We start from the raw sequence: 20,909 nt of genomic DNA, 5'->3' as shown, positions 1-20,909 counted from the left end.
GGGGCTCCCCCCGGTTTCAGGAAACGGCTTTCAAAGCAGGTCTTCGGCCAACTTACCGTTCAGGCGGGAGACGGGGGACGCGCTTGGCGCCTCTTCTTCCAGCAGTTCGGGCGAGGCCAGCGTGCGCGGCAGGTCCTCGACCATCTGCGGCCGGTCGAGGTCGGCGTCGACCAGGCCCAGGTCGTTCAGCTTGCGCGCGCTCACCAGGACCCTGGTCTCCAGGGAGCCCACGGCCCGGTTGTAGGACTCCACGGCCCGGCTCAGCGAGCGGCCCAGCGTGTCCAGGTTGCGCCCCATGCTGCCCAGCCGCTCGTAGAGCTCCTTGCCGAGCTCGAAGACCGCGCGGGCGTTCTCGCTGAGCGCGGCCTGCTGCCAGGCGTACTGCGCGGTGCGCAGCATGGTGACCAGCGTGGTGGGGGTGGCGATGTGGACCCGCTTGCGCATGGCGTACTCCAGCAGGCCGGGGTCGCGCTCCAGCGCGGGGGCCAGGAACGCCTCCCCCGGGATGAAGAGCACCATGAACTCCGGCGCGGGGCTGAACGCCTGCCAGTAGGCCTTGGCCGCCAGCCGGTCCACGTGGTCGCGCACGTGCCGGGCGTGGGCGTCGAGCCGGGCGGAGCGCTGGTCGGGGTCACCGGTCTCGGCGGCCTCCAGGTAGGCGGCCAGGGAGACCTTCGAGTCGACCACGATGTTCTTGCCGCCGGCCAGCCGTACCACCATGTCCGGGCGGAGGGCGCCGTCGGCGGTGGTCGCGTTCGCCTGCTCCTCGAAGTCGCAGAACCGCTGCATGCCGGCGATCTCGGCGACCCTGCGCAGCTGCAGTTCCCCCCACCGGCCGCCGGCCTCGGGCCGCTGCAGGGCGCGCACCAGGGCGTTCGTCTGGTCGCGGAGGCGGTCGTTGCTCTCCCTGACGATCTCGATGTGCCGGGCCAGCTCGGCGTGGGCGGCCCGCTGGCCCGACTGGGTGTCGCGCAGCTGGGCCTCGACGCGGGCCAGCGTGTCCTTCAGGGGCTCGATCAGGTGCTCGACCGCCTGCTTGCGTTGCTCCAGCTCTCCCGCGGCCTCGGCGCGGCCGGCGGCCATCCGGGTCTCGGCCAGCTCCAGGAAGCGCAGGTTGTTGACGTCGAGTGCGCGGGCCGACAGGGCCTGGAAGCGCTCGGCGAGCTGCTCCTCGACGTAGGCGACCTTCTCCTCGGCGGCTCTGGCCCGGGCCTCGGCGTCGGCCAGGCGGGCGACGGCGTCGGCGGCTCCGGCCGAGGCCCGGGCCCGGCCCAGCAGGAACCCGATCGCGAGCCCCGCCGCGAGTCCCACGGCGAGCTGGAAGGCGAGTGCCATGACGTTCATGCCCGCAGATGATCCCAGGTCCGGCGGCCGGGGCCGGGCCGACACGCCTAGCGGACCGGCCGGGCCGTTCCGCTTGTGCGCACGCCCTCCATCACTCAAAGTTTCATTGTGAACACGTAAAGTAGGGGGAGTTCGTGAGTACACATGGCCTACGTCCGAAGATGGCGCCGGCGCTGGGGGCCGTGCTCGTCATCGTCGCCACCGCCGGCGCCGCGGCGATCGGGCTCATCGCCGGCCAGGGCGGTGGGGAGCCGGACGCGGCGGCGGCGGGCGTCGGCGCGACGTCTCCGCCCGCGCTCACCTGGGGCCGGGGAGCCTGCGTCGACCGGCAGGGCGCCAGGTTCGACCTGGTCCCCTGCGCGGCCGCCGACGGCAGGGTCATCTCGGTGGTGGACGCCCGTGTGCCCGAGTGCCCCGCCGAGACGGACGAGCTGGTCATGATCTCCGGCGCCCCGGCCGCGCCGGGGACGGCGGGGGAGGCGGGCGAGGTGGCCCCGCAGAGCCTGCGGGCGGGCCGTACGGCGTGCGTGCGCAGCCTGCGGGGACCGCACGCCGGAGACCCGGGCCGGGGCGGCGGGGTGCTGCGCCCGGGCGACTGCCTGGCGCTGCGCGGCGGGGAACTGCCCTGCTCGGCGCGGGGCTGGTACGGCAGGGTGCTGGCGGTGGTCGGCGGGAAGGAGACCTGCCCGGGCGGCGCGCTCGACGCGCTCGCCGTCGGCGGCCGGGCGGTCGCCTGCCTGGGAGAGGGGGGCGGCGTGCTCTCCGTGGGCGACTGCGTGGTGCGGCCCGGGGAGCGGCTGGTCAGCCGCCGGGCGCTCACCAGGGCTCCGTGCGGCTCCCCGGAGGCCTGGGCCCGGGTGACGGCCAGGGCCCGCTCCAACGACGGCTGCCCGGCGGGTTCGGACCGCTATCTGCGGGTGCGCGGGCCGGGGATTCCCCGCCCTGTGACCTGCCTGCGGCGAGTGGCACTGCACGGCTCCCCGTAGACTCGGGTCACGTGAGCCTGAGCATCGGCATCGTCGGACTGCCCAACGTCGGCAAGTCCACGCTTTTCAACGCGCTGACCAAGACCGCCAACGCCCTGGCGGCGAACTACCCGTTCGCCACCATCGAGCCCAACGTGGGCATCGTCGGCGTGCCCGACCCGCGTCTGGAGAAGCTGGCCGAGATCTTCGGCTCCGCCAGGATCCTGCCCGCGAAGGTCGAGTTCGTCGACATCGCCGGCCTGGTCAAGGGCGCCTCCGAAGGACAGGGCCGGGGCAACCAGTTCCTCGCCAACATCCGGGAGACCGACGCGATCTGCCAGGTCATCCGGGTCTTCAGCGACCCGGACGTGACCCACGTGGACGGGGCGGTCGCCCCCGAGCGCGACATCGAGACCATCAACACCGAGCTGATCCTGGCCGACCTGCAGACGCTGGAGAAGGCGATCCCGCGCCTGCAGAAGGAGGCGAGGACCAACAAGGACCGCAAGCCCGTGCTGGAGGCGGCCGAGGCCGCGGTCAAGCTCCTGGACGGCGGCACGACCCTGTACGCCGGGGCCAAGGGCGCCGGGATCGACCCGGCGGACCTGCGGGACCTGCACCTGCTGACCGGCAAGCCGTTCCTCTACGTCTTCAACCTCGACGCCGACGAACTGGTCGACACGGAGCTGCGCGACCGGCTGTCGGCCCTCGTCGCGCCGGCCGAGGCCGTCTTCCTGGACGCCAAGATCGAGTCCGAGCTGGTCGAGCTCTCCGACGAGGAGGCGCTGGAGCTGCTCCAGTCCGTCGGCCAGGAGGAGTCGGGCCTGGCGCAGCTCGCCCGGGTCGGCTTCGAGACCCTCGGCCTGCAGACCTACCTGACGGCGGGCCCCAAGGAGACGCGGGCCTGGACGATCCCCAGGGGCGCGACCGCCCCCGAGGCCGCCGGCGTCATCCACACGGACTTCCAGCGCGGTTTCATCAAGGCGGAGGTCGTCTCCTTCGACGACCTGGTGGAGGCCGGCTCCATCGCCGCGGCGCGGCAGGCGGGCAAGGCCCGCATCGAGGGCAAGGACTACGTGATGCGCGACGGCGACGTCGTGGAGTTCCGCTTCAACGTCTGAGCGTCCGCTCCGAGCCCTCCGGGCGCCGGAGTCTCCGCAGGGCGGGTGCGGTCCGGCAGGACCGCGCCCGCCCTGTGCTTTGTCGCACTCCGTGAGGTTCTGTCCGGCAAATGCGCAGGTCGGGACAGTGGGCACGCTTTTTGGATAGCAAGGGGTGGCGTTTGGGTAACCGGGATGGGCTCTGGCCAGGAGGAACGCGCTTTGTCCGCCCTGCGGGGGAGGACGGGGGCGTACGAACGGTTCCAGACCCGGTTTGCTCAGTCCATACGATGACTGCAGCATGGGCGTGGTTTTCCTGGAAGAATCGGCGAGGCAGCTAAGGTAATCGCTTCACCATGGCTCACGGGGTCAGGAGTAATACGACACCGCGCCGGCCGGGGGGATCGGCGCGAGCGGAGGCGTGATGGCTCGAAGGTCAATCGTCCAGCAGGATCCTCGGACCGCTGGTGACCCTGAGCTTTCGGCGTACCCGGGGACGTCCGACGACCTCGACCTCGATTCCGCCCCGGCCCGGGGACGGGGCGTGCCGCGCCGCGGCCGCTGGTCCGGAGGGGGCGGCCGCTGGCTGGTGTGGACCGGCCGCGTCATCCTCTGGGCGCTGATCGTGGTCATCCTGGTGAACGGCGTCCGCGCGCCTTTCGAGCGGTTCACCGGCGGAAACACGAACACGGGTGCGGCGCCCGTCCCCGTCGACGCGGGATTCCCGACCACGAAGGCCACCTCCTTCGCCAGCCAGTTCGCGGCCGTCTACCTGAACTTCGACGCCGTGCGCACGGCGGAGCGGGCCGGGCGGCTGGCCCCCTTCCTGCCCGACGGGGCCGAGCCCCAGTTCGGCTGGGACGGTCTCGGGCGGATGAGCGCCGGGGCGATCCAGCCCTACGGCATAGAGGTCGCCGACGCGGAGAACGCCGTCGTGACGCTGGCGTTCCAGTCGGACGACCGCCGGCAGCTCCTGTCGGTCCCGGTCTTCCACGACAAGGAGACCGGGAGGTTCGTGGTCTCCGGGCGTCCGGGCATCCTGCCCGCGCCGACGCCGGCGGATCTCCCGCCCGTGGCCGAGCCCGACCGCGACGAGGCCGCGGAGCAGGAGCTGCGCACGCCCATGGCCAACTTCTTCAAGGCCTACGCCGCCAGCGACACCGCCTCCCTGCAGCAGTACGCCGCGGAGGGGGCCGTGCTCCAGGGGTTCGGCGGGTCCTTCGCCTTCCTGGAGCTCAAGGACCTGCTCGTGCCGCTGACCACCGGCGCCACCAGGGAGGTGACCGCGACGGTGGTCTGGGGGGTGCCGGCGGGTGCGGGCCCGTCCGCCGGTCCCACGCCGAGCGACCCGGGGGGCGTGAGCGGCAGGCTGGAGCAGGCCTACGTCCTCACCGTGGTCAAGCAGGGCGACAAATGGTTCGTCCAGAGCATCCGGGGCGCCGGACGGTCCGTGGGGTGACGCATGATCGAATGGTGGCAGTCCGCAGTGAACAGACCCCCCCTGGTCGACGAGCCGGTGGTGGGGCGGTCGGCGCGCACGCGCCGCGGCCCCGCGTCCCCCCGGCGCGTGCGACCGTGAGCACGGAGGACGAGAAGTGACTCTGAAGACCATCCTGCTGAGCGTGATCGATCTCGCTCAGCAGCCGACCGGCCAGCCGACCGCTCCTCCGGCAGGTGTGAACACCGAGGGCCTGGCGGACTTCCTCCGCCGGTTCTTCGCCCCGCTCTTCCTCGTCATCGTCTCCGTGGTGGCCCTGTTCTTCCTGTTCACCCGTGAGATCACCAGGTTCGTCCAGTTCATCATCCTCGCCATCGCCATCGGTGTGATCTTCTACGTGCCCAACATCATCGAGGTGACGGCCAAGGCGATCGCGGGCGCTCTGGGCATCACGGGGAGCTGAGGCCGCTCGGCGGCGGCCGGACGACGAGAGGCGGAGAGGAGGAGCGCATGGACCTGCCCACTTATACCAATATCTGGCGGATCGAGAAGCGGCTCTACAAGCTGTACGACCTACGGCTGCCGATGCCGCTTCCGATCGTCTGGATCGGTGTGTTCGTGGGGGTGACGGCTCCCTGGTCGTTCCTGCTCGCGATGCTCGGCCTGCCCTTCGACGCCCCCTGGCACGTGGTCTACCTGGTGCCGCCGGGAGTGGTGACGTGGCTGTCCACCCGCCCGGTGATCGAGGGCAAGCGGCTCACCGAGCTGCTCCAGTCGCAGTCGCGCTATCTGGGGGAGCCGCGGACCTGGTGCCGGATGGCCCCCGCGGCGGAGCCCTCGGAGATCACCCTCGTCGGCCGGGTCTGGCGGACGCTTCCCCAGCAGGCCGCGCCGGTCCGGGTCAAGGTCGCGCGCAGGGCCCGCCACGCCGCGCCGTCCAGGCGCGCCGCCGAGGCCTCCCGTACCGTCCGTCCCGCGGTGGCCGCCGCTGCCGCCGCCGCGGCGACCGCGCCGGTCACCGGTGACCGCGTCGCCTGGGGTACGGTCGCCGCCCCTCGCAGGGGCACCGCTCCCGCCCTCGGCCGCCCCGTCCCGTCCACCGGAACGGCCCCCGCCGCCGTGCCGACGGCGTCCGCGCCCTCCGCGCCCTCCGCGTCGGCTGCGTCGGCTGCGTCGGCTGCGTCGCCTGCGCCGTCCGCTCCCTCCTCGCCGTCCGAGGCGCCCGTACGGCCCGCGGTGCCCGTGGCGGCCGCGTCCTCCGTTCCGGCTCCGGTTCCGGCGCCGGAGCAGGCTGAGGCCCCGGCGACCGCTCCGGCGCCGGAGCAGGCTCCGGCCACCCCGATCGACACCGAGGCACTGCGACGCCTGCGCAGGCTCGCCGCCTCCGCGGAGGCCGAGCGGGCCGAGCCCGCGGCGCCGCCCGGGCCGGCTCCGTCCACCGCTTCCGGCCTGCCCGCCCCGCCCGCCGGGCCCGGTGGGAGCCGGGGGAGGCCGTCCGTCCCGCGCATCATGCCGCGGTTCGTCGGGCCCGCGCAGACCGGGAGGCCCCGGGACGTGCGGCCCGCGGAGTCCGAGGAGGCCGTGGGACCCGGGAACGTGCGGCCCGCGGAGTCCGGGGAGGCGCAGGCCCGGAGCGTGCGGGCCGTACCGGAGCGGGCCGAGGACGCGCGGGCCGTACCGGAGCCGGTCGAGGACGTGCGGGCCGTACCGGAGCGGGTCGAGGACGTGCGGGCCCGGCGTTCCGGGAGGGAGCCGCGAGAGGGCGGCCGTCGGTCCGGGGACGAGTGGAAGTCCTGGCCGCAGGAGCGGTCGGCGATCGTGCCGGGAGGGGTCTCGATCCGGGCCGTGCCCGCCGGGCCCGCCGCGGCGCAGGCCACCCCCGCGGCGCCGGCTCCCGCCGCCCCCGCGGCACCGCCGGGGCAGGCCGAGCCCAAGGTCCGCCGGGTGGAGTCGGTCATCGGCCGCGACTCCGAGGGCGGCTGGCGGCGGCTGGCCCAGGTGGTGATGGGCCCGGGGAGCGGGAGCCGTACGGACGGGTCGGAGGTCGACGAGGCACGCGCCAGGGGGGTCTTCAGCGGCAGCCGCCGGGTGGTGGTGCTGGGCTGCACCGGCGGCGCGGGGCAGACCACGACGGCGCTCATGCTCGGCCACACGCTCGCCCGTCTCCGCGACGACCGGGTGCTGGCCGTCGACGCCAGCACCGGCGCGCACGCCCTGTCCGGCCGGGTCCGGGGGGAGTCGCCCGAGACGCTGAGCTCCCTGCTGGCGGGCCTGGACGGGGTCCAGGGATACCTGGGCATGCGCGCCTACACCAGCCGCTGCGCCTCCGGCCTGGAGGTCCTCGGGAGCGACACCGACGCGGGCGCCGAGCAGCGCCTGTCGGACCGGGGACTCTTCTCCGACCGGCGGCTCGGCCAGGCGATGGACCTGCTGGACCGCCACTACAAGCTGGTCGTCGTGGACCCGGCCGCGGCACTGGCCGCACGCGTCCTGCCCTACGCCGACCAGTTGATCCTGGTGGCCCCCGCCAGCGAGGACGGGGCCGACGCGGTCGCGATGACGTACGAATGGCTCGACGGGCACGGCTGCACGGACCTCCGGCGCAGGGCGATCATGGTCGTCAACGGGGTGAGCCGGCGCAGCATGGCCGACGTGGAGCAGGCCGAGGCGGTCGCGCGCGGCAGGTGCCGGGCGATCGTGCGGGTGCCCTGGGAGGACGAGCTGGCCCCCGGCAGGTCCGAGCGGGTGGAGCCGTCCCATCTGCGGGCGCCGGGCCGCCGGGCCTACCTCGCCCTGGCCGGGGTCGTGGTGGCCGGACTGGGAGCGATGCGGACGAACCGAACGAGCGAGGAGGAGCTGGCCCAGTGAGACCCGGGGCGGGAGAAGACGTGATGTTCCTGTGAGGGAACGGTTCGTACGGACGGCGGAGGGGGCCGCGGGCGGGCACGGCGGCCCCCGGCCCGCGCGACCGGGGAAGGGGGCCGCATGAGCCGCGCGTCGCGGGCCCGCAACCGCCTGGCCGTCCGTTACTTCGACGACCGGATCCTGCTGACCGACTCCTCGGCGTGGGCCTACTTCCGCCTGCCGACCGTGAGCTACGAGTTCATCACCCCCGAGGAGCGCGAGGCGCTGGCCACCAACATCACGATCGCGCTGGCCGCGATCCGGATGCCGGACGCCGAGGTGCACCTGCGGGTGGCCCACCGCACCTACCCGGCCGCCGAGTGGGCGCTGGCGCTCAACACCACCTCCGACGAGGGCCCCGGCTGGCGCGACTACCTCGAGGAGCTGTACCGGCACGTCTGGGCCAAGGACTTCTGGACCAAGGAGGTCTACCTCGGCGTACGGCTCGGCCCGCGCGGCGCGCAGCTGGGCGACGGGGTGTTCTCCCAGCTCTTCGGCTTCTACCAGCGCGGGGAGAAGGCCCTGGGCCTGGAGGACGACCACGTCCCCAAGGCCGAGGTCGCCAAGTGGACCGGTCACGCCGAACGGCTCGGCCGGGCGCTGTCCGCCAGCGCCCTGTACGCCCGGCACGCCACCTCCACCGAGATCGCCTGGCTCTTCCAGCACGCCGCGACCGGCTCCCTCGGCGACCCGCCGCCCTCGGCCAGTCCGAAGCGGCGGTGGGGCAGGGGCGAGATCGAGTCCCTGGTCGAGGGGCAGATCCACAACGGCAGGTCGCTGCTGAGGGTCGAGCAGCCGCACGGCGAGTCCTACGTCGCCAACCTGTCCTTCGCCCGGTTCCCGGACCTGATGCCCTTCCCCGACGGCGAGCCGTGGATGCACTTCGCCGACCAGCTGCCCTTCCCGGTCGAGATCAGCTCCAGGATGCGGCTGATCTCCCCGGTCAAGGCCAGCAAGGACGTCGCGCGCAAGCTCGCCCACGCCCGCGACATGGACATCCACATCCGGGAGGCGGGCGCGGAGGCGCCGCTGGCCCTGGCCGAGCAGATCGACGCGGCCCGGATGCTGGAGCACGGCATCACCAAGGAGCGGCTGCCCTTCGTGTACGGCTGGCACCGGCTGATCGTGTCCGCGCCGACCGAGGAGATCTGCGTGCAGCGGGTCGAGGCGGTCGTCGAGCACTACCGCGACATGGGCATCGACATCGTCAACTCCACCGGCGACCAGTTCTCGCTGTTCTGCGAGGCGCTGCCCGGCGAGCGGGTCCGGGTCAACGCCTACGCGCAGCGGCAGCCGCTGCGCACCATCGCGGGCGGCATGGCCACGGCCACCGTGGACCTCGGCGACCGGGTGGACGAGACGAACGCCGGCTGGATGGGACCGTACATCGGGGAGACCCTGGGCCGGGCCCGCAGCATCGTGCACTTCGACCCGCTGGTGGCGGCGGCGCGCAACCGGCCGACGGCCATCGCGATCACCGGTGAGCCGGGCGGCGGCAAGACGACGCTGGCACTGCTGATGATCTACCAGATGGCGCTGCGCGGGGTCACGGTCGCGGTGATCGACCCCAAGGGCGACGCCGACTCCCTGGTCCGGCTCCTGCAGGAGCGGGGCAGGAGGGCACGGATCATCCCGCTCGGCTCGGCCGCGCCCGGACTGCTCGACCCGTTCTCGTTCGGCGACGACCTCGCGGCCAAGAAGACGATGGCCACCGAGACCCTGCGGCTGCTGCTTCCGCGCATGTCGGAGGAGCGCGAGTCGGCGATGATCCAGGCGGTCGCGGCGGTCTCCAACGCGCCGGACCCCTCGCTCGGCAAGGTCGTCGACTTCCTGGAGCAGGCCGGGGACGCCGCCTCCAAGAACCTGGGCGCGGTGCTCCGCTCGATGTCGGAGATGCACCTGGCCCGGCTCTGCTTCGACCCCTCCGGCGGCGACCAGATCGACACCGAGGGCTGGACCACGGTCTTCACCCTCGGCGGGCTGACCCTGCCGGACGCCGCCACCGGCCGTGACGACTACTCCTACGAGCAGCGCCTGTCGGTGGCCCTGCTCTACCTCGTCGCGCAGTTCGCCCGGGGCCTGATGAACGGCCTGGACCGGCGGACCCCGAAGGCGATCTTCCTGGACGAGGCGTGGGCGATCACCTCCACCCCGGAGGGCGCCAAGCTGGTGCCCGAGGTGAGCCGGATGGGCCGCTCGCGCAACACCGCGCTCGTGCTGGTCTCGCAGAACGCCGGCGACCTGCTGAACGAGCAGGTGACGAACTGCCTGTCGTCCGTCTTCGCCTTCCGCTCCACCGAGCGGGTCGAGGTGGAGAACGTGATGGCGCTGCTCGGGGTGGACCCCTCCGAGGAGCACAAGGCGGTGCTGCGCTCCCTGGGCAACGGCGAGTGCGTCTTCCGCGACCTGGACGGCCGGGCGGGCCGGATCGGGGTGGACCTCGTCTCCGGTGAGCTGCTGCGACGGCTCGACACCAATCCCACCCATGACAAGCCCGACGACAACGTGCACGATCTGTCGGAGGGCGGCAGAGTCGGCAGGCCGGGGACTACGGCGCTGGAGGCGAGGTCATGAAGGACTCCGACGAGAGACCGGGGCGTTCCGCGAGGGAACGGCGGGCGGACCGGGCGGCGCGGCGGGCCGGGGGCACCGGGAGGGGCGGGGGCGCCGGGCGGCGGCTGGGCCGGCGGCTCGCCGTCGCGCTGGTGGCGTTCGTGGCGCTCACCGCGCTGCCGCTGGCGTTCCCGGCCGGCGGGTCGGTCGCCGCGGCGGCGGCGCCCTGCGACCTCTCCCCGGACCTGGCGCCCGAGGTGGTGGGCGGCGGAGTGGACGGCCTGGTCAAGCCGCCGCCTCCGGACGCGGCCGCCGGGGCCACGGGGACCACCGGGGCCGCCGGGACCACCGCGCCGCCCCCGGCCGTCCAGACGAACTACGCCACCTACGGCATGAGCGGCCTGTTCTGGCACACCCACGAACTCGGCTGCGACGACGTCGCCGCGGTGCTGGGCAACGCCTGGGCCAACACGGTCTTCTCCTGGGCCAAGGCGCTGGACCGGCTGACCATCACGACCTACCAGGCGGCGGCCAGCGAGGGCCCGCTGGAGGCGATCAAGGACGTCGTCGACGACATCGTGATCCGGCTCTCCGACGCGATGTACTGGCCCTTCCTGCGGCCGGTGGTGATCCTCGGCGCGATCTGGCTGGCGTGGTACGGGCTGATCCGCAAGCGCGCGACCACGACCGCCGAGGGCGTCATCTGGATGGTCCTCGCGGTCACCGTCGCGGTCTGGTTCTTCAGCCGCCCCGGCGACTTCACCGGGCTGGGCAAGACCGTCACCGACAAGACCGGGGAGGTCGTCAACTCGGCCTTCTCCGGCCTGCCCGGCGCGGGCGGGGCCTCGTGCCTGCCGGCCAAGGGGGAGACGGCCCCGCAGGCGCAGCCCGGGGGCTACGGCCGGACCGGCACGCCGAGCGTGGACCAGAACGCCGACGCGCTCTGGTCGACCCTCGTCTGCAAGCCGTGGCTGATGGGCATGTTCGGCACCGCCGACCCCGAGGCCCCGGCGGTGAAGAACTTCGGCGCGAAGGCGCTGGACATCCAGGCCCTCGACCTGACCGAGCAGAAGGCCGCCCAGACGCCGAACACGAGCGCCCACCAGGCCCGCTACGTGGAGGAGATGGCCAAATACCTGGAGAGCAGCCCGGTCTACTTCCTCTTCCAGGGCAAGGACTGGACGAACCGGCTGGGCATCGCGATCGGCGCCCTCCTGGCCGCGATGGTCGCCGGGACGCTGATCTTCCTGGTGGCGGTCTCCCTGCTGGCGCTCAAGGTCGGTTTCCTGCTCCTGCTCATCATGGCCCCGGTCTTCCTGCTGATCGGCGTGCATCCGGGCTCCGGCCGGATCATCGCGATGCGCTGGGTGGAGATGCTGGTCGGCACGCTGCTCCGGCAGGCGGTGCTGGCCCTCGTGCTGGGCGTGCTGGTGTACGGCTACGCGCTGATCATCTCCACGGCGATGCCGTGGGGCATGCAGGTCATGTTCATGGCGCTGCTGACGATCGCCGTCTTCTTCTACCGGCGGCCGTTCCAGCACCTGTTCGCCTCCATGGACGGGCACACCCTCACCACCCGCATGCTGGGCGACGCGGCCAGCGCGCCGACCCTGCAGCGCGCGGCGGGCGTGCTCCCGCCGGTCGCGGCGGCCAGGGCGGGCCGGTGGGGCATGCGCAAGGCCGAACCCCTGCTGCAGGCGGCAGCGGTCGCCGGCGGTGCGGGTGCGGGCGCGGCGGCGGCGGTCGCCCAGGGCAGGGTCCGGGGCCGGGAGGACGCGGCGGGCACTCCCTCCGGCGCCAGGGTCCCGGTCACCGCGCAGCCCGCGCCGCTGGACACCGAGGCCAAGACGGGCGGGCGGCGGGCCGCCGCGGGCCGCCCGGTCACCACGGCCCGCCCCGGCGCGGCGCCTCCGCTCAACCTCTCCGGGAACCGTACGGCGGGCGGCGCGCCTCCCACGCGTTCGGGCGGCTCCGGCGCGTCCGGCGGGGGCGGCGGCTGGTTCGGCGGGCGGGCCGGAGGCTGGGCTCCGCGGGGCGGCTCGGGGTCCGGCGGGGGGGCGCCGGCGCCGTCGGGCGGCGGCAGGTCCTCCTCCTCGGGAGGCGGCGGCCGGTCCGGCGGGAGCATCTTCGGCGGCGGGTCCCGGAGCTCGTCCGGCTCGGGTTCGCGCGGCTCCTCGGGCGGATCGCGGAACGGCGGGTCCCGGAGCTCGTCGGGATCGGGCGGGAGCATCTTCGGCGGGTCCCGCGGCTCTTCGGGCTCGCGCGGCTCGTCCGGGTCGGGCGGGAGCATCTTCGGCGGCGGGTCCCGGGGTTCCTCCGGCGGCGCGTCGAGGAGCGGCGGCGCGGACAGGTCGTCCGAAGCGCCCCCGCTCTGGCTGCCGAGCCGGTCGGACCGGGGCCGGCGGGCCGACGAGGCCCCCACGCCGTTCTGGCTGCGCCCCTCCGGATCGGACAGGGACTGACGGACGATGGCCGAGATCGGTGGCCGCCGGGGGATCGTCTTCGCGGTTCTCGTCGGGCTCCTGGCGGCGGTCGGGATCTACCTGACCATGTGGGAGAGCGGGACGGGCGGCGGTCAGGCGCAGACCGGCCCGGTGGGCGTCAGCCGTACCGGGACGGAGCCGGGGGCGGGCCGGCAGGCGGACGCCGAGCCGCCGCGCCCGGCGGCGACGGCCAGCGACGCGCCGTTCGACGTCTACTCCTACCTGCCGATGACCAAGCAGGAACTGGCTGCGGCCGCCGACTACGCCGAGCGGTTCACGGCCGAGTACGGCACCTACGCCCATGACGAGGACCCGGCGGCCTACGGGGACCGGCTGAAGGGCTACGCCACGGCGGAGTTCGCCGAGGTCCTGGTGCGGGCCCGCACGTCGCCGGGGTTCGTCGAGGCGAACCGCGCCGACGAGGTGGTCTCCACCGCTTCGGCGAAGGTGCGGCAGATCCGGCAGGTCCAGGACTCCTCGGTGGTGTTCGTGGTCGCCTGCACCGAGCGGATCGCCGCGAAGAGCGGTGCGACGGAGCGCACCGACGAGTACGCCGTCACGCTCGTCCCCGTCGGCGCCGACTGGCGGGTCCACGACCTGCAGCCCGCCGACGAGGGCCAGGAGGGGGACGAGTCACCGTCCGGGACCGGCGGATGAACGACGACGGCAGGAAGGTCCGGATCGGGGCGGTCCTCGCCGTGGTGGGGCTCTGCCTGGTCGGGCTGATCATGGCTCCGATGATGATGGTGAGCACCTTCCCGTCGTTCACCGGCGGGGGAATGCCCGACTGCGAGGAGACCGCGGGCCGGGCGGACGGCGAGTCGGAGACGGCGGTGTCCGACATCCCGCCGGAGTACCTGGAGCTCTACCGCGAGCACGGTGAGAAGGTCGGCGTGCAGTGGAACGTGCTCGCCGGGGTCGGCAAGCGCGAGACCGACCACGGGCGCTCCACGCTCCCGGGCGTGCGCAGCGGCACCAACAGCGCCGGGGCGGCCGGACCGATGCAGTTCCTGATCAGCACCTGGGGCGGGAAGGCGAAGATCAAGATCCCGTCGGAGTTCAACGGCTACGCCTCCGACGGCGACGGCGACGGCTGGGCCGACGTCTACAACCCGGCCGACGCCATCCTCGGCGCGGCGAAGATGCTCAAGCGCAACGGCGCGCCGGAGAACGTGCGGCGCTCGCTGTTCGTCTACAACCGGGCCTGGTGGTACGTCGACCAGGTCATGGAGATCGCCGGGAAGTACGCCGAGGACGGCGCGGTCAGCGTCCCGCCCGAGGCGGAACCGGCCTGCGACGAGCCGCTGGTCGAGGCGGCCCCGGACGACGTGGTCGCGCAGATCCTCGAGTACGCCCTGGCCCAGCGCGGCAAGCCGTACCTGTGGGGCGGCACCGGGCCGGACGCGTTCGACTGCTCGGGGATCGTCTACATGGCCTACCGGAGTGCGGGCCTGTCCATCCCGCGCACCACGTTCGGCCAGTGGCCGTTCGGCGTGAAGGTCTCCGAGGGCGAGGAGCAGGCGGGCGACCTGGTCTTCTTCAACTCCGGTCCCGGCACCGGACCGGACCGGCCCGGGCACGTCGGCATGGTGGTCTCGCCCGGCAAGATGATCGAGGCCCGGTGCCGCCTGTGCGGCCCGATCAAGGTCACCTCCTACCGCGGGCGGGCGGGCATCGTCGGCTTCACCCGGCCCCTGCAGAACCCCGCGGTCCAGGAGCAGCTCCGACTGAAGGCCCAGGGCTGAGGAACCCCCGAGCCGCGACGCGCAGCGTCGCCATCGGCCCGCGAGGGGGCTCCGTCGTCTGGACTGAGGAGCGCGCGCAGCGAAGCGAGCACGCGACGAGGGAAGACGGCGGTTACCGGCCCCCGAGCCGCGACGCGCAGCGTCGCAATGTGACAGCGAGCACGCGACGAGGGAAGACGGCGGTTACCGGCCCCCGAGCCGCGACGCGCAGCGTCGCCGTCAGTACGGATACAGCAGAATCAGGGCTCATGAGAAAAGTCGTCGTGGGAGCGGCCATCGTCGACGGGGCGGGCCGGCTGCTCGCCGCGCAGCGCGCCCAGCCGCCGGAACTGGCAGGGGGCTGGGAGTTCCCCGGTGGGAAGGTCGATCCGGGAGAGGACGACCGCACGGCGCTGGTCCGGGAGTGCCGTGAGGAACTCGGCGTCCTGATCGAGGTGGGGGAGGCGGTCGGCGGTGACTGGCCGCTGAGCGGAGACCGCGTGCTGCGGGTCTGGCTGGCGTCGGTGGTGGAGGGGCAGCCGGAGGCGAAGGAGCACCGGGAGCTTCGCTGGCTCGCCCCCGACGAACTGGACGAGGTCGCCTGGCTGCCCGCGGACCTGCCGATCGTGCGAGCCGTGCGGGAACTGCTCGGCGGGATTGAACGGTAGCCGATCGTGACATAACTGCTACAGAGCGTGTTGTCGTCATGCGTTCACATCGGGGGATCGGAGACGCGCGGTGACCGTACTGTGCAGAAGATGGTGGAAGTACGCGGCGATGGTGTCGGCTCTGGGGACGGGAGTGCTCCTGCCGGCCGGCTGGCCGGCGGGCCACGCGGTCGAGCCGGAGCCCGTCGTTCCCCCGCTCGACCTGGTCGGAGCGGCCGTGCCCGTCCCGTCCCTGGTGCCCGTCCCGCCGGTGCCGCCGATCGAGCCGGTTCCGCCCGTCCCGTTCAGGACGCCCACCAGGCTGCCCGGCAAGCCGTCCCCCAAGCCGTCCCGGCCCGCGCCGCCTCCGGACCGGACTCCCTCCAGGACTCCGGGAGTCCTCCAGGAGGACATCGGGGAGGAGGCGATGCCCGTCCCGACTCCGGGACATCTCACCTTCCCGGTCCCGGCAGATGCGGTGCTCCCGCCCGTCCCGGTGCCCACGCCGCTGCCCGCGCCGCTGGAGGCGGACGACGGGCAGCCGTGCGAATGCGGGCCCGAGGACCTGTTCCCCGTCCTGGGGGAGGCGGGGGAGACGGGGGAGGAGCCCGGCGCGGAGCCGTACGAGGTCTTCTACGACTTTCACGGCGTGGAGGGGGTGCCGGGGGCGGCGCGTCCGCGTCGCCCCGGCAGGGGCGGTGCGGCGCTGAAGCGGCCGAGGGCGGCGGCGGGTGCGGAGACGGCGGTTCGGGGGGCCGCGGGTGCCGGGGGGCCCGCAGACGTCGCCGCGGACGCCGGCCTGGCGACCACCGCGCCCGCTCCTGCGCCCGCGCCGGTCCCGGCCCCGGCCCTGGCCCCGGCTCCGGCTCCGGCGTGGGTCTGGCCGGCCCCGTCGTGGGCGTGGCCGGTCCCGACGGTGCAGCCGCCCACGGCCTGGCCCACCCCCGAGATCCGGATGCCCACGGCCGTGCCCTCCCCGACCGCGGCCCAGCCGCAGGGCGGCGCGCCGCTGCCCCTGGAGGTGAGCGGCCGGAGCCGGGAGATCAAGATCACCGGAGAGGCGGAACCGCTGGTGGAGGTGCGGGGCCTGCCTGCCACGGGGGTCGCGATAGGCGGCCTGCTCTGCCTGCTCTGGCTACAGACGAAAGTGCAGCAAAAACGTGCCATTCGGGCGATGCAGGAAGAGCGGCTTTGCTGATAATTTTACCCGGCTGGTATTTTCTTGACTGAGTCATTCGGGAATCGCACGGAGGCAGCCGGTGACGAGATCTCACCGCACGGCAGCCGTCTCGGCCGTGCTCGTGTCCCTGGGGCTGACCGGTGTGATCGTGACCACCGCAGCCTCGCTCGTCGGCGCCGGTCAGGCCTCCGCGGCCGCCAGGACGGTCCTCGCGGAGCCCACGCAGATCCCGGGGTGCGACGTCGATCCCGCGGCCGAGTGCCAGGATCAGCCCGAGGTGCCCGAGGAACCCGCGCCGGTCGTCACGGTCACGGTGACCGCCAACCCCGACGGGACCGTGCCCACGCCCGCCACCAGCACGCCGGGACAGGTGACGGTCACCGCCACGGTGACCGCGCCGCCGAAGAAGCCGGCCAAGACGGCCGCTGCGACCACGACCACCGCGGCTCCGCCGCCGGCCCCGACGCAGACCGTCCAGCAGACGGTCCAGCCGCCGCCTTCGAACCCCGTCGAGCCGCCGGTGACCTCGACCCCCGAGATCGAGGAGACGGAGCCGCAGTTCCCCACCGCCGAGCCGAGCCCGGCGGAGACGCTGCCGACCGCGTCGCCCGAGCCGAGCACCAGCACGTTCGCCGAGCCCGACCCGGCGACGGTGCCGTACGAGATCCGCAACGCGACCTCCGGCAGCAGCCCGGCCGCGCTGAGCCAGCAGCTCGGCATCCCGGCGCTGATCCTGGTGCTGCTCGTGCTGTTCGGCGTTCTGATCTTCGAGGGGAGGCTGCGCCGCCTGGCGCATGCCGCCGCCGTCCGCCGGGCCGGTCCCCGGATGGCCGACCCCCACGGCTACCCCGCGGGTCCCGGTTACGCCTCCGCGCCGGGACTGCCGTACGGGAGCCACCAGGGGGGCACGGCCTACGCCCCGATCATCAGCTTCGTCCCGATGCAGATGTATCCGCAGGTCTACCCCGAGGCCTATCCGGCCGGCCAGCCCTACGACCCGGCGACCGCGCACATGCCCCCGCCGGGCTTCGAGCAGTACCCGTACGGCGCCTTCGAGCAGCATCACCACGGTCCGTCCGAGCAGCACCCGCGCCCGTTCGAGCAGGGTCCGTCCGAGCAGGGTCCGCACGGGCCGGAGACGCCGGGGCCGATGTTCCGGGAGCAGACGTCTCCGACCGGGCCCGAGCCCTACGGGGAGTCCCCCGGCGGACCGCTCCCGCAGGAACCCGGCTCGCTCCCGGGGGGACCCGGTCTCGGCGGCCCGCTCTCCGCGGATCCGGCCGCGCCGACCGCGCCGGGACCGCTCCCGCAGGGCCCGCCGCAGCAGGATCCGTCCCAGCAGGATCCGTTCCAGCAGGGCCTCTCCCGGCCGGGGCCGCTCCCGCCGTACGGTGATCCGTTCCCACGGGACCCGGCCCTCCCCGGCCCGTCGCCCCAGGACCTCCCCGGCCCGTCGCCCCAGGACCTCCCCGGCCCGTCGCCCCAGGACCTCCCCGGCCCGTCGCCCCAGGACCTCCCCGGCCCGTCGCCCCAGGACCTCCCCCAGGACCGGTTCCCCCGGGATCCGGCGCTGCAGGGCGGTGACCGGTTCCCGCAGGACGCGCCTCCTCCCGGAGACCGGTCCCCGGGAGGGACCGGCGGCGACCCGTCCCCGCCCGCCGGCCCCGCGGCCACGGCCGTCTACCCCCTGCCGGGGCAGGAGACGAAGAAGAAGCGCGGGCTCTTCCGCCGCGGCCCGAAGTAGCGCGGGCTCCTCCGCCGCGCCCCGGAGCGGCGGGACCGAAACCGAACGGTCCGGAGCAGCGGCGGGTGCGGAGGCCGACGGGCGACACGCGAACGGCCGGCCACGCGAACGTGACCGGCCGTCGGGGAAGGACCGCGGGGAGGGCTAGCTCTTCGGGCCGGAACGCTTGAAGATCTTGTTGCCCAGCCAGACCAGCGGGTCGTACTTGCGGTCGACGACGCGCTCCTTCATCGGGATCAGCGCGTTATCCGTGATCTTGATGTGCTCGGGGCAGACCTCGGTGCAGCACTTGGTGATGTTGCAGTAGCCGAGACCGTGCTCCTCCTGCGCGGAGTCCTTGCGGTCGACCACGTCGTAGGGGTGCATGTCCAGCTCGGCGATCCGCATCAGGAAGCGCGGACCGGCGAAGCCGGGCTTGTTCTCCTCGTGGTCGCGGATCACGTGGCAGACGTTGTTGCACATGAAGCACTCGATGCACTTGCGGAACTCCTGGCTCCGCTCGACGTCGATCTGCTGCATGCGGTACTCGCCGGGCTTCACGTCGGCCGGCGGGGTGAAGGACGGGATCTCCCGCGCCTTGGTGTAGTTGAACGACACGTCCGTGACCAGATCCTTGATCACGGGGAACGTCCGCATGGGCGTCACCGTGATGGTCTCGTCCTCGGTGAAGGTGGACATCCGGGTCATGCAGCCGAGCCGGGGCTTGCCGTTGATCTCCATCGAGCAGGACCCGCACTTGCCGGCCTTGCAGTTCCACCGGACGGCCAGGTCGGGGGTCTGGGTGGCCTGGAGCCGGTGGATGATGTCGAGGACGACCTCGCCCTCGTTCACCTCGACGGTGAAGTCCTCCAGCCTGCCCTCGCCGCCCTCGCCCCGCCAGACGCGGAACTTCGCCTTGTAGCTCACGGCTCTACTCCCTCACCAGCGCGTCGAAGTCGGCCAGTTCCTCTGGGGTGATGTACTTCTCCAGCTCGGCCCGGTCGAAGAGGGTGATCAGGTCGTCCCGCATCGCGGGCTGGACCTTCTCCTCGACCGTGACCTCCGAGCCGTCGGGGGACGCGCCGCAGACCAGCAGCCTGCGGCGCCACTCGGCCGACATGCCGGGGAAGTCGTCGCGGGTGTGGCCGCCGCGGCTCTCCTCGCGCAGCAGGGCCGCCCTGGCCACGCACTCCGACACCAGCAGCATGTTGCGCAGGTCCAGCGCGAGGTGCCAGCCGGGGTTGTAGATCCGGTTGCCCGCCGCGCCGACGTTCCGCGCCCGCTCCTTGAGCTTCTTGACGGCCTCCAGCGCCTCGGTGACCTCGTCGGCGTTGCGGATGATGCCGACCAGCTCGTTCATGGTCCGCTGCAGCTCCTGGTGGACCTCGTACGGGTTCTCACCCGTGCGCTCCAGCGGGGCCAGCGCCTCGGTCCTGGCCGCGGCGACCGACTCCTCCGGGACCGACGGCCGGGCGGGCAGCCGGTCGACGTACGCGGCCGCTCCGGCGCCCGCCCGGCGGCCGAAGACCAGCAGGTCGGAGAGCGAGTTGCCGCCGAGCCGGTTGGACCCGTGCATGCCGCCGGAGACCTCGCCCGCCGCGAACAGGCCGGGGACCTCGGCGGCGCCGGTGTCCGCGTCGACCTCGACGCCGCCCATGATGTAGTGGCAGGTCGGGCCGACCTGCATCGGCTCGGCGGTGATGTCGACGTCCGCCAGCTCCTTGAACTGGTGGTGCATCGACGGCAGCCGCCGGACGATCTCGGCGGCCGGGAGCCGGGTGGAGACGTCGAGGTAGACGCCGCCCTGCGGCGAGCCGCGACCGGCCTTCACCTCGGCGTTGATGGCCCGGGCCACCTCGTCGCGGGGGAGCAGCTCCGGAGGGCGCCGGTTGTTGGCCTGGTCGGTGTACCAGCGGTCGCCCTCCTCCTCGGTCGTGGCGTACTTGTCCTTGAAGACCTCGGGGATGTAGTCGAACATGAAGCGCCTGCCCTCGGAGTTGCGCAGCACGCCGCCGTCGCCCCGGACGGACTCGGTGACGAGGATGCCGCGGACCGACGGCGGCCAGACCATCCCGGTCGGATGGAACTGGATGAACTCCATGTTGATCAGCTTGGCCCCGGCCAGCAGCGCCAGCGCGTGGCCGTCCCCGGTGTACTCCCAGGAGTTGGAGGTGACCACGTAGGACTTGCCGATGCCGCCGGTGGCCAGCACGACCGCGGGGGCGTCGAACAGGATGAGCCTGCCGTTCTCCCGCCAGTAGCCGAACGCTCCGGCGATCGCGCCGCCGGGGCCGTGCGCGGGGCCGTGGTCCTTCAGCAGCCGGGTGATCGTGCACTCGGCGAAGACCTTGATGTACGCCTCGGCGTCGCCGTGCAGCCGCTCGTCCTCCTGCTGGAGCGCGACCACCCGCTGCTGGAGCGTGCGGATCATCTCCAGGCCGGTACGGTCGCCCACGTGGGCCAGCCGGGGGTACTCGTGGCCGCCGAAGTTGCGCTGGCTGATCTTGCCGTCCTTGGTGCGGTCGAACAGCGCGCCCCAGGCCTCCAGCTCCCAGACCCGGTCCGGGGCCTCCTTGGCGTGCAGCTCGGCCATCCGCCAGTTGTTGAGGAACTTGCCGCCGCGCATGGTGTCGCGGAAGTGCACCATCCAGTTGTCGTCGCTGTTGACGTTGCCCATGGCCGCGGCCGCGCCGCCCTCCGCCATGACGGTGTGCGCCTTGCCGAACAGCGACTTGCAGACGATCGCGGTGCGCTTGCCCTGCTGCCGGGCCTCGATGGCCGCCCGCAGCCCCGCCCCGCCGGCGCCGATGACGACGACGTCGTATTCGTGACGCTCGATTTCCACAGG

15 protein-coding genes are annotated in these 20,909 nt (G+C 73.3%); 12 read left to right on the top strand and 3 right to left on the bottom strand.

Annotation, left to right across the window (positions count from 1 at the left end; translation table 11 throughout):
- Positions 1-30 precede the first annotated feature (30 nt).
- Positions 31-1,344, bottom strand: coding sequence for a DNA recombination protein RmuC (locus IEZ06_RS05380; protein ID WP_189235523.1), 1,314 nt, complete (start codon positions 1,342-1,344; stop codon positions 31-33).
- Positions 1,345-1,478: 134 nt separating this feature from the next.
- Here IEZ06_RS05380 and IEZ06_RS05375 point away from each other — a divergent pair, with 134 nt between their 5' ends.
- The 12 genes from IEZ06_RS05375 to IEZ06_RS05320 all read left to right on the top strand — a co-directional run bounded on the left by IEZ06_RS05375 (position 1,479) and on the right by IEZ06_RS05320 (position 18,082).
- Complete coding sequence (locus IEZ06_RS05375; RefSeq protein ID WP_189235522.1) at positions 1,479-2,330, top strand: LppU/SCO3897 family protein; 852 nt, start codon at positions 1,479-1,481, stop codon at positions 2,328-2,330.
- 11 nt (positions 2,331-2,341) lie between these two features.
- Positions 2,342-3,430, top strand: a complete 1,089-nt coding sequence (gene ychF, locus IEZ06_RS05370) for a redox-regulated ATPase YchF (RefSeq protein ID WP_068901253.1) — start codon at positions 2,342-2,344, stop codon at positions 3,428-3,430.
- Positions 3,431-3,953: 523 nt separating this feature from the next.
- Positions 3,954-4,868: a conjugal transfer protein gene (locus tag IEZ06_RS05365; RefSeq protein ID WP_229797802.1), complete on the top strand. Its 915-nt coding sequence runs from the start codon at positions 3,954-3,956 to the stop codon at positions 4,866-4,868.
- A 163-nt stretch (positions 4,869-5,031) separates the two neighbouring features.
- Positions 5,032-5,310: a hypothetical protein gene (locus IEZ06_RS05360; protein ID WP_229797818.1), complete on the top strand. Its 279-nt coding sequence runs from the start codon at positions 5,032-5,034 to the stop codon at positions 5,308-5,310.
- A 47-nt stretch (positions 5,311-5,357) separates the two neighbouring features.
- On the top strand, positions 5,358-7,715 hold the full coding sequence (locus IEZ06_RS05355; RefSeq protein ID WP_189235520.1) for a TcpE family conjugal transfer membrane protein: 2,358 nt from the start codon (positions 5,358-5,360) through the stop codon (positions 7,713-7,715).
- Positions 7,716-7,832: 117 nt separating this feature from the next.
- The gene (locus IEZ06_RS05350; RefSeq protein WP_189235519.1) at positions 7,833-10,325 is read left to right on the top strand and encodes an ATP-binding protein; all 2,493 of its coding nucleotides are present in this window, start codon (positions 7,833-7,835) and stop codon (positions 10,323-10,325) included.
- On the top strand, positions 10,322-12,766 hold the full coding sequence (locus IEZ06_RS05345) for a type IV secretion system protein (protein ID WP_189235518.1): 2,445 nt from the start codon (positions 10,322-10,324) through the stop codon (positions 12,764-12,766). The genes IEZ06_RS05350 and IEZ06_RS05345 overlap by 4 nt, the downstream gene beginning before the upstream one ends.
- A gap of 6 nt (positions 12,767-12,772) precedes the next feature.
- Positions 12,773-13,444, top strand: coding sequence for a hypothetical protein (locus IEZ06_RS05340; protein WP_189235517.1), 672 nt, complete (start codon positions 12,773-12,775; stop codon positions 13,442-13,444).
- Positions 13,441-14,532, top strand: a complete 1,092-nt coding sequence (locus tag IEZ06_RS05335; protein WP_189235516.1) for a C40 family peptidase — start codon at positions 13,441-13,443, stop codon at positions 14,530-14,532. Before IEZ06_RS05340 ends, IEZ06_RS05335 begins: the two co-directional genes overlap by 4 nt.
- Positions 14,533-14,780: 248 nt before the next feature.
- On the top strand, positions 14,781-15,179 hold the full coding sequence (locus tag IEZ06_RS05330; protein ID WP_189235515.1) for a (deoxy)nucleoside triphosphate pyrophosphohydrolase: 399 nt from the start codon (positions 14,781-14,783) through the stop codon (positions 15,177-15,179).
- Between the two features lie 70 nt (positions 15,180-15,249).
- On the top strand, positions 15,250-16,356 hold the full coding sequence (locus tag IEZ06_RS05325; protein WP_189235514.1) for a hypothetical protein: 1,107 nt from the start codon (positions 15,250-15,252) through the stop codon (positions 16,354-16,356).
- Between the two features lie 61 nt (positions 16,357-16,417).
- Complete coding sequence (locus tag IEZ06_RS05320) at positions 16,418-18,082, top strand: hypothetical protein (protein WP_189235513.1); 1,665 nt, start codon at positions 16,418-16,420, stop codon at positions 18,080-18,082.
- Positions 18,083-18,226: 144 nt separating this feature from the next.
- On the opposite strand, the gene IEZ06_RS05315 is transcribed toward IEZ06_RS05320, so the two are convergent.
- Together IEZ06_RS05315 and IEZ06_RS05310 are read right to left on the bottom strand one after the other, a co-directional pair.
- Positions 18,227-18,988 carry a succinate dehydrogenase/fumarate reductase iron-sulfur subunit gene (locus IEZ06_RS05315; RefSeq protein ID WP_189235512.1) on the bottom strand — a complete coding sequence of 254 codons (762 nt, stop codon included), beginning with the start codon at positions 18,986-18,988 and terminating at the stop codon, positions 18,227-18,229.
- 4 nt (positions 18,989-18,992) lie between these two features.
- The gene (locus IEZ06_RS05310) at positions 18,993-20,906 is read right to left on the bottom strand and encodes a fumarate reductase/succinate dehydrogenase flavoprotein subunit (RefSeq protein WP_189235511.1); all 1,914 of its coding nucleotides are present in this window, start codon (positions 20,904-20,906) and stop codon (positions 18,993-18,995) included.
- Positions 20,907-20,909: the final 3 nt, after the last annotated feature.

The organism is Planomonospora antibiotica (assembly GCF_014647955.1).
In the GTDB taxonomy this organism is placed as follows: Bacteria; Actinomycetota; Actinomycetes; order Streptosporangiales; family Streptosporangiaceae; genus Planomonospora; species Planomonospora parontospora.
Note: the sequence above shows the minus strand (reverse complement) of the source record. Positions and strands in the feature narration are given on the sequence as shown.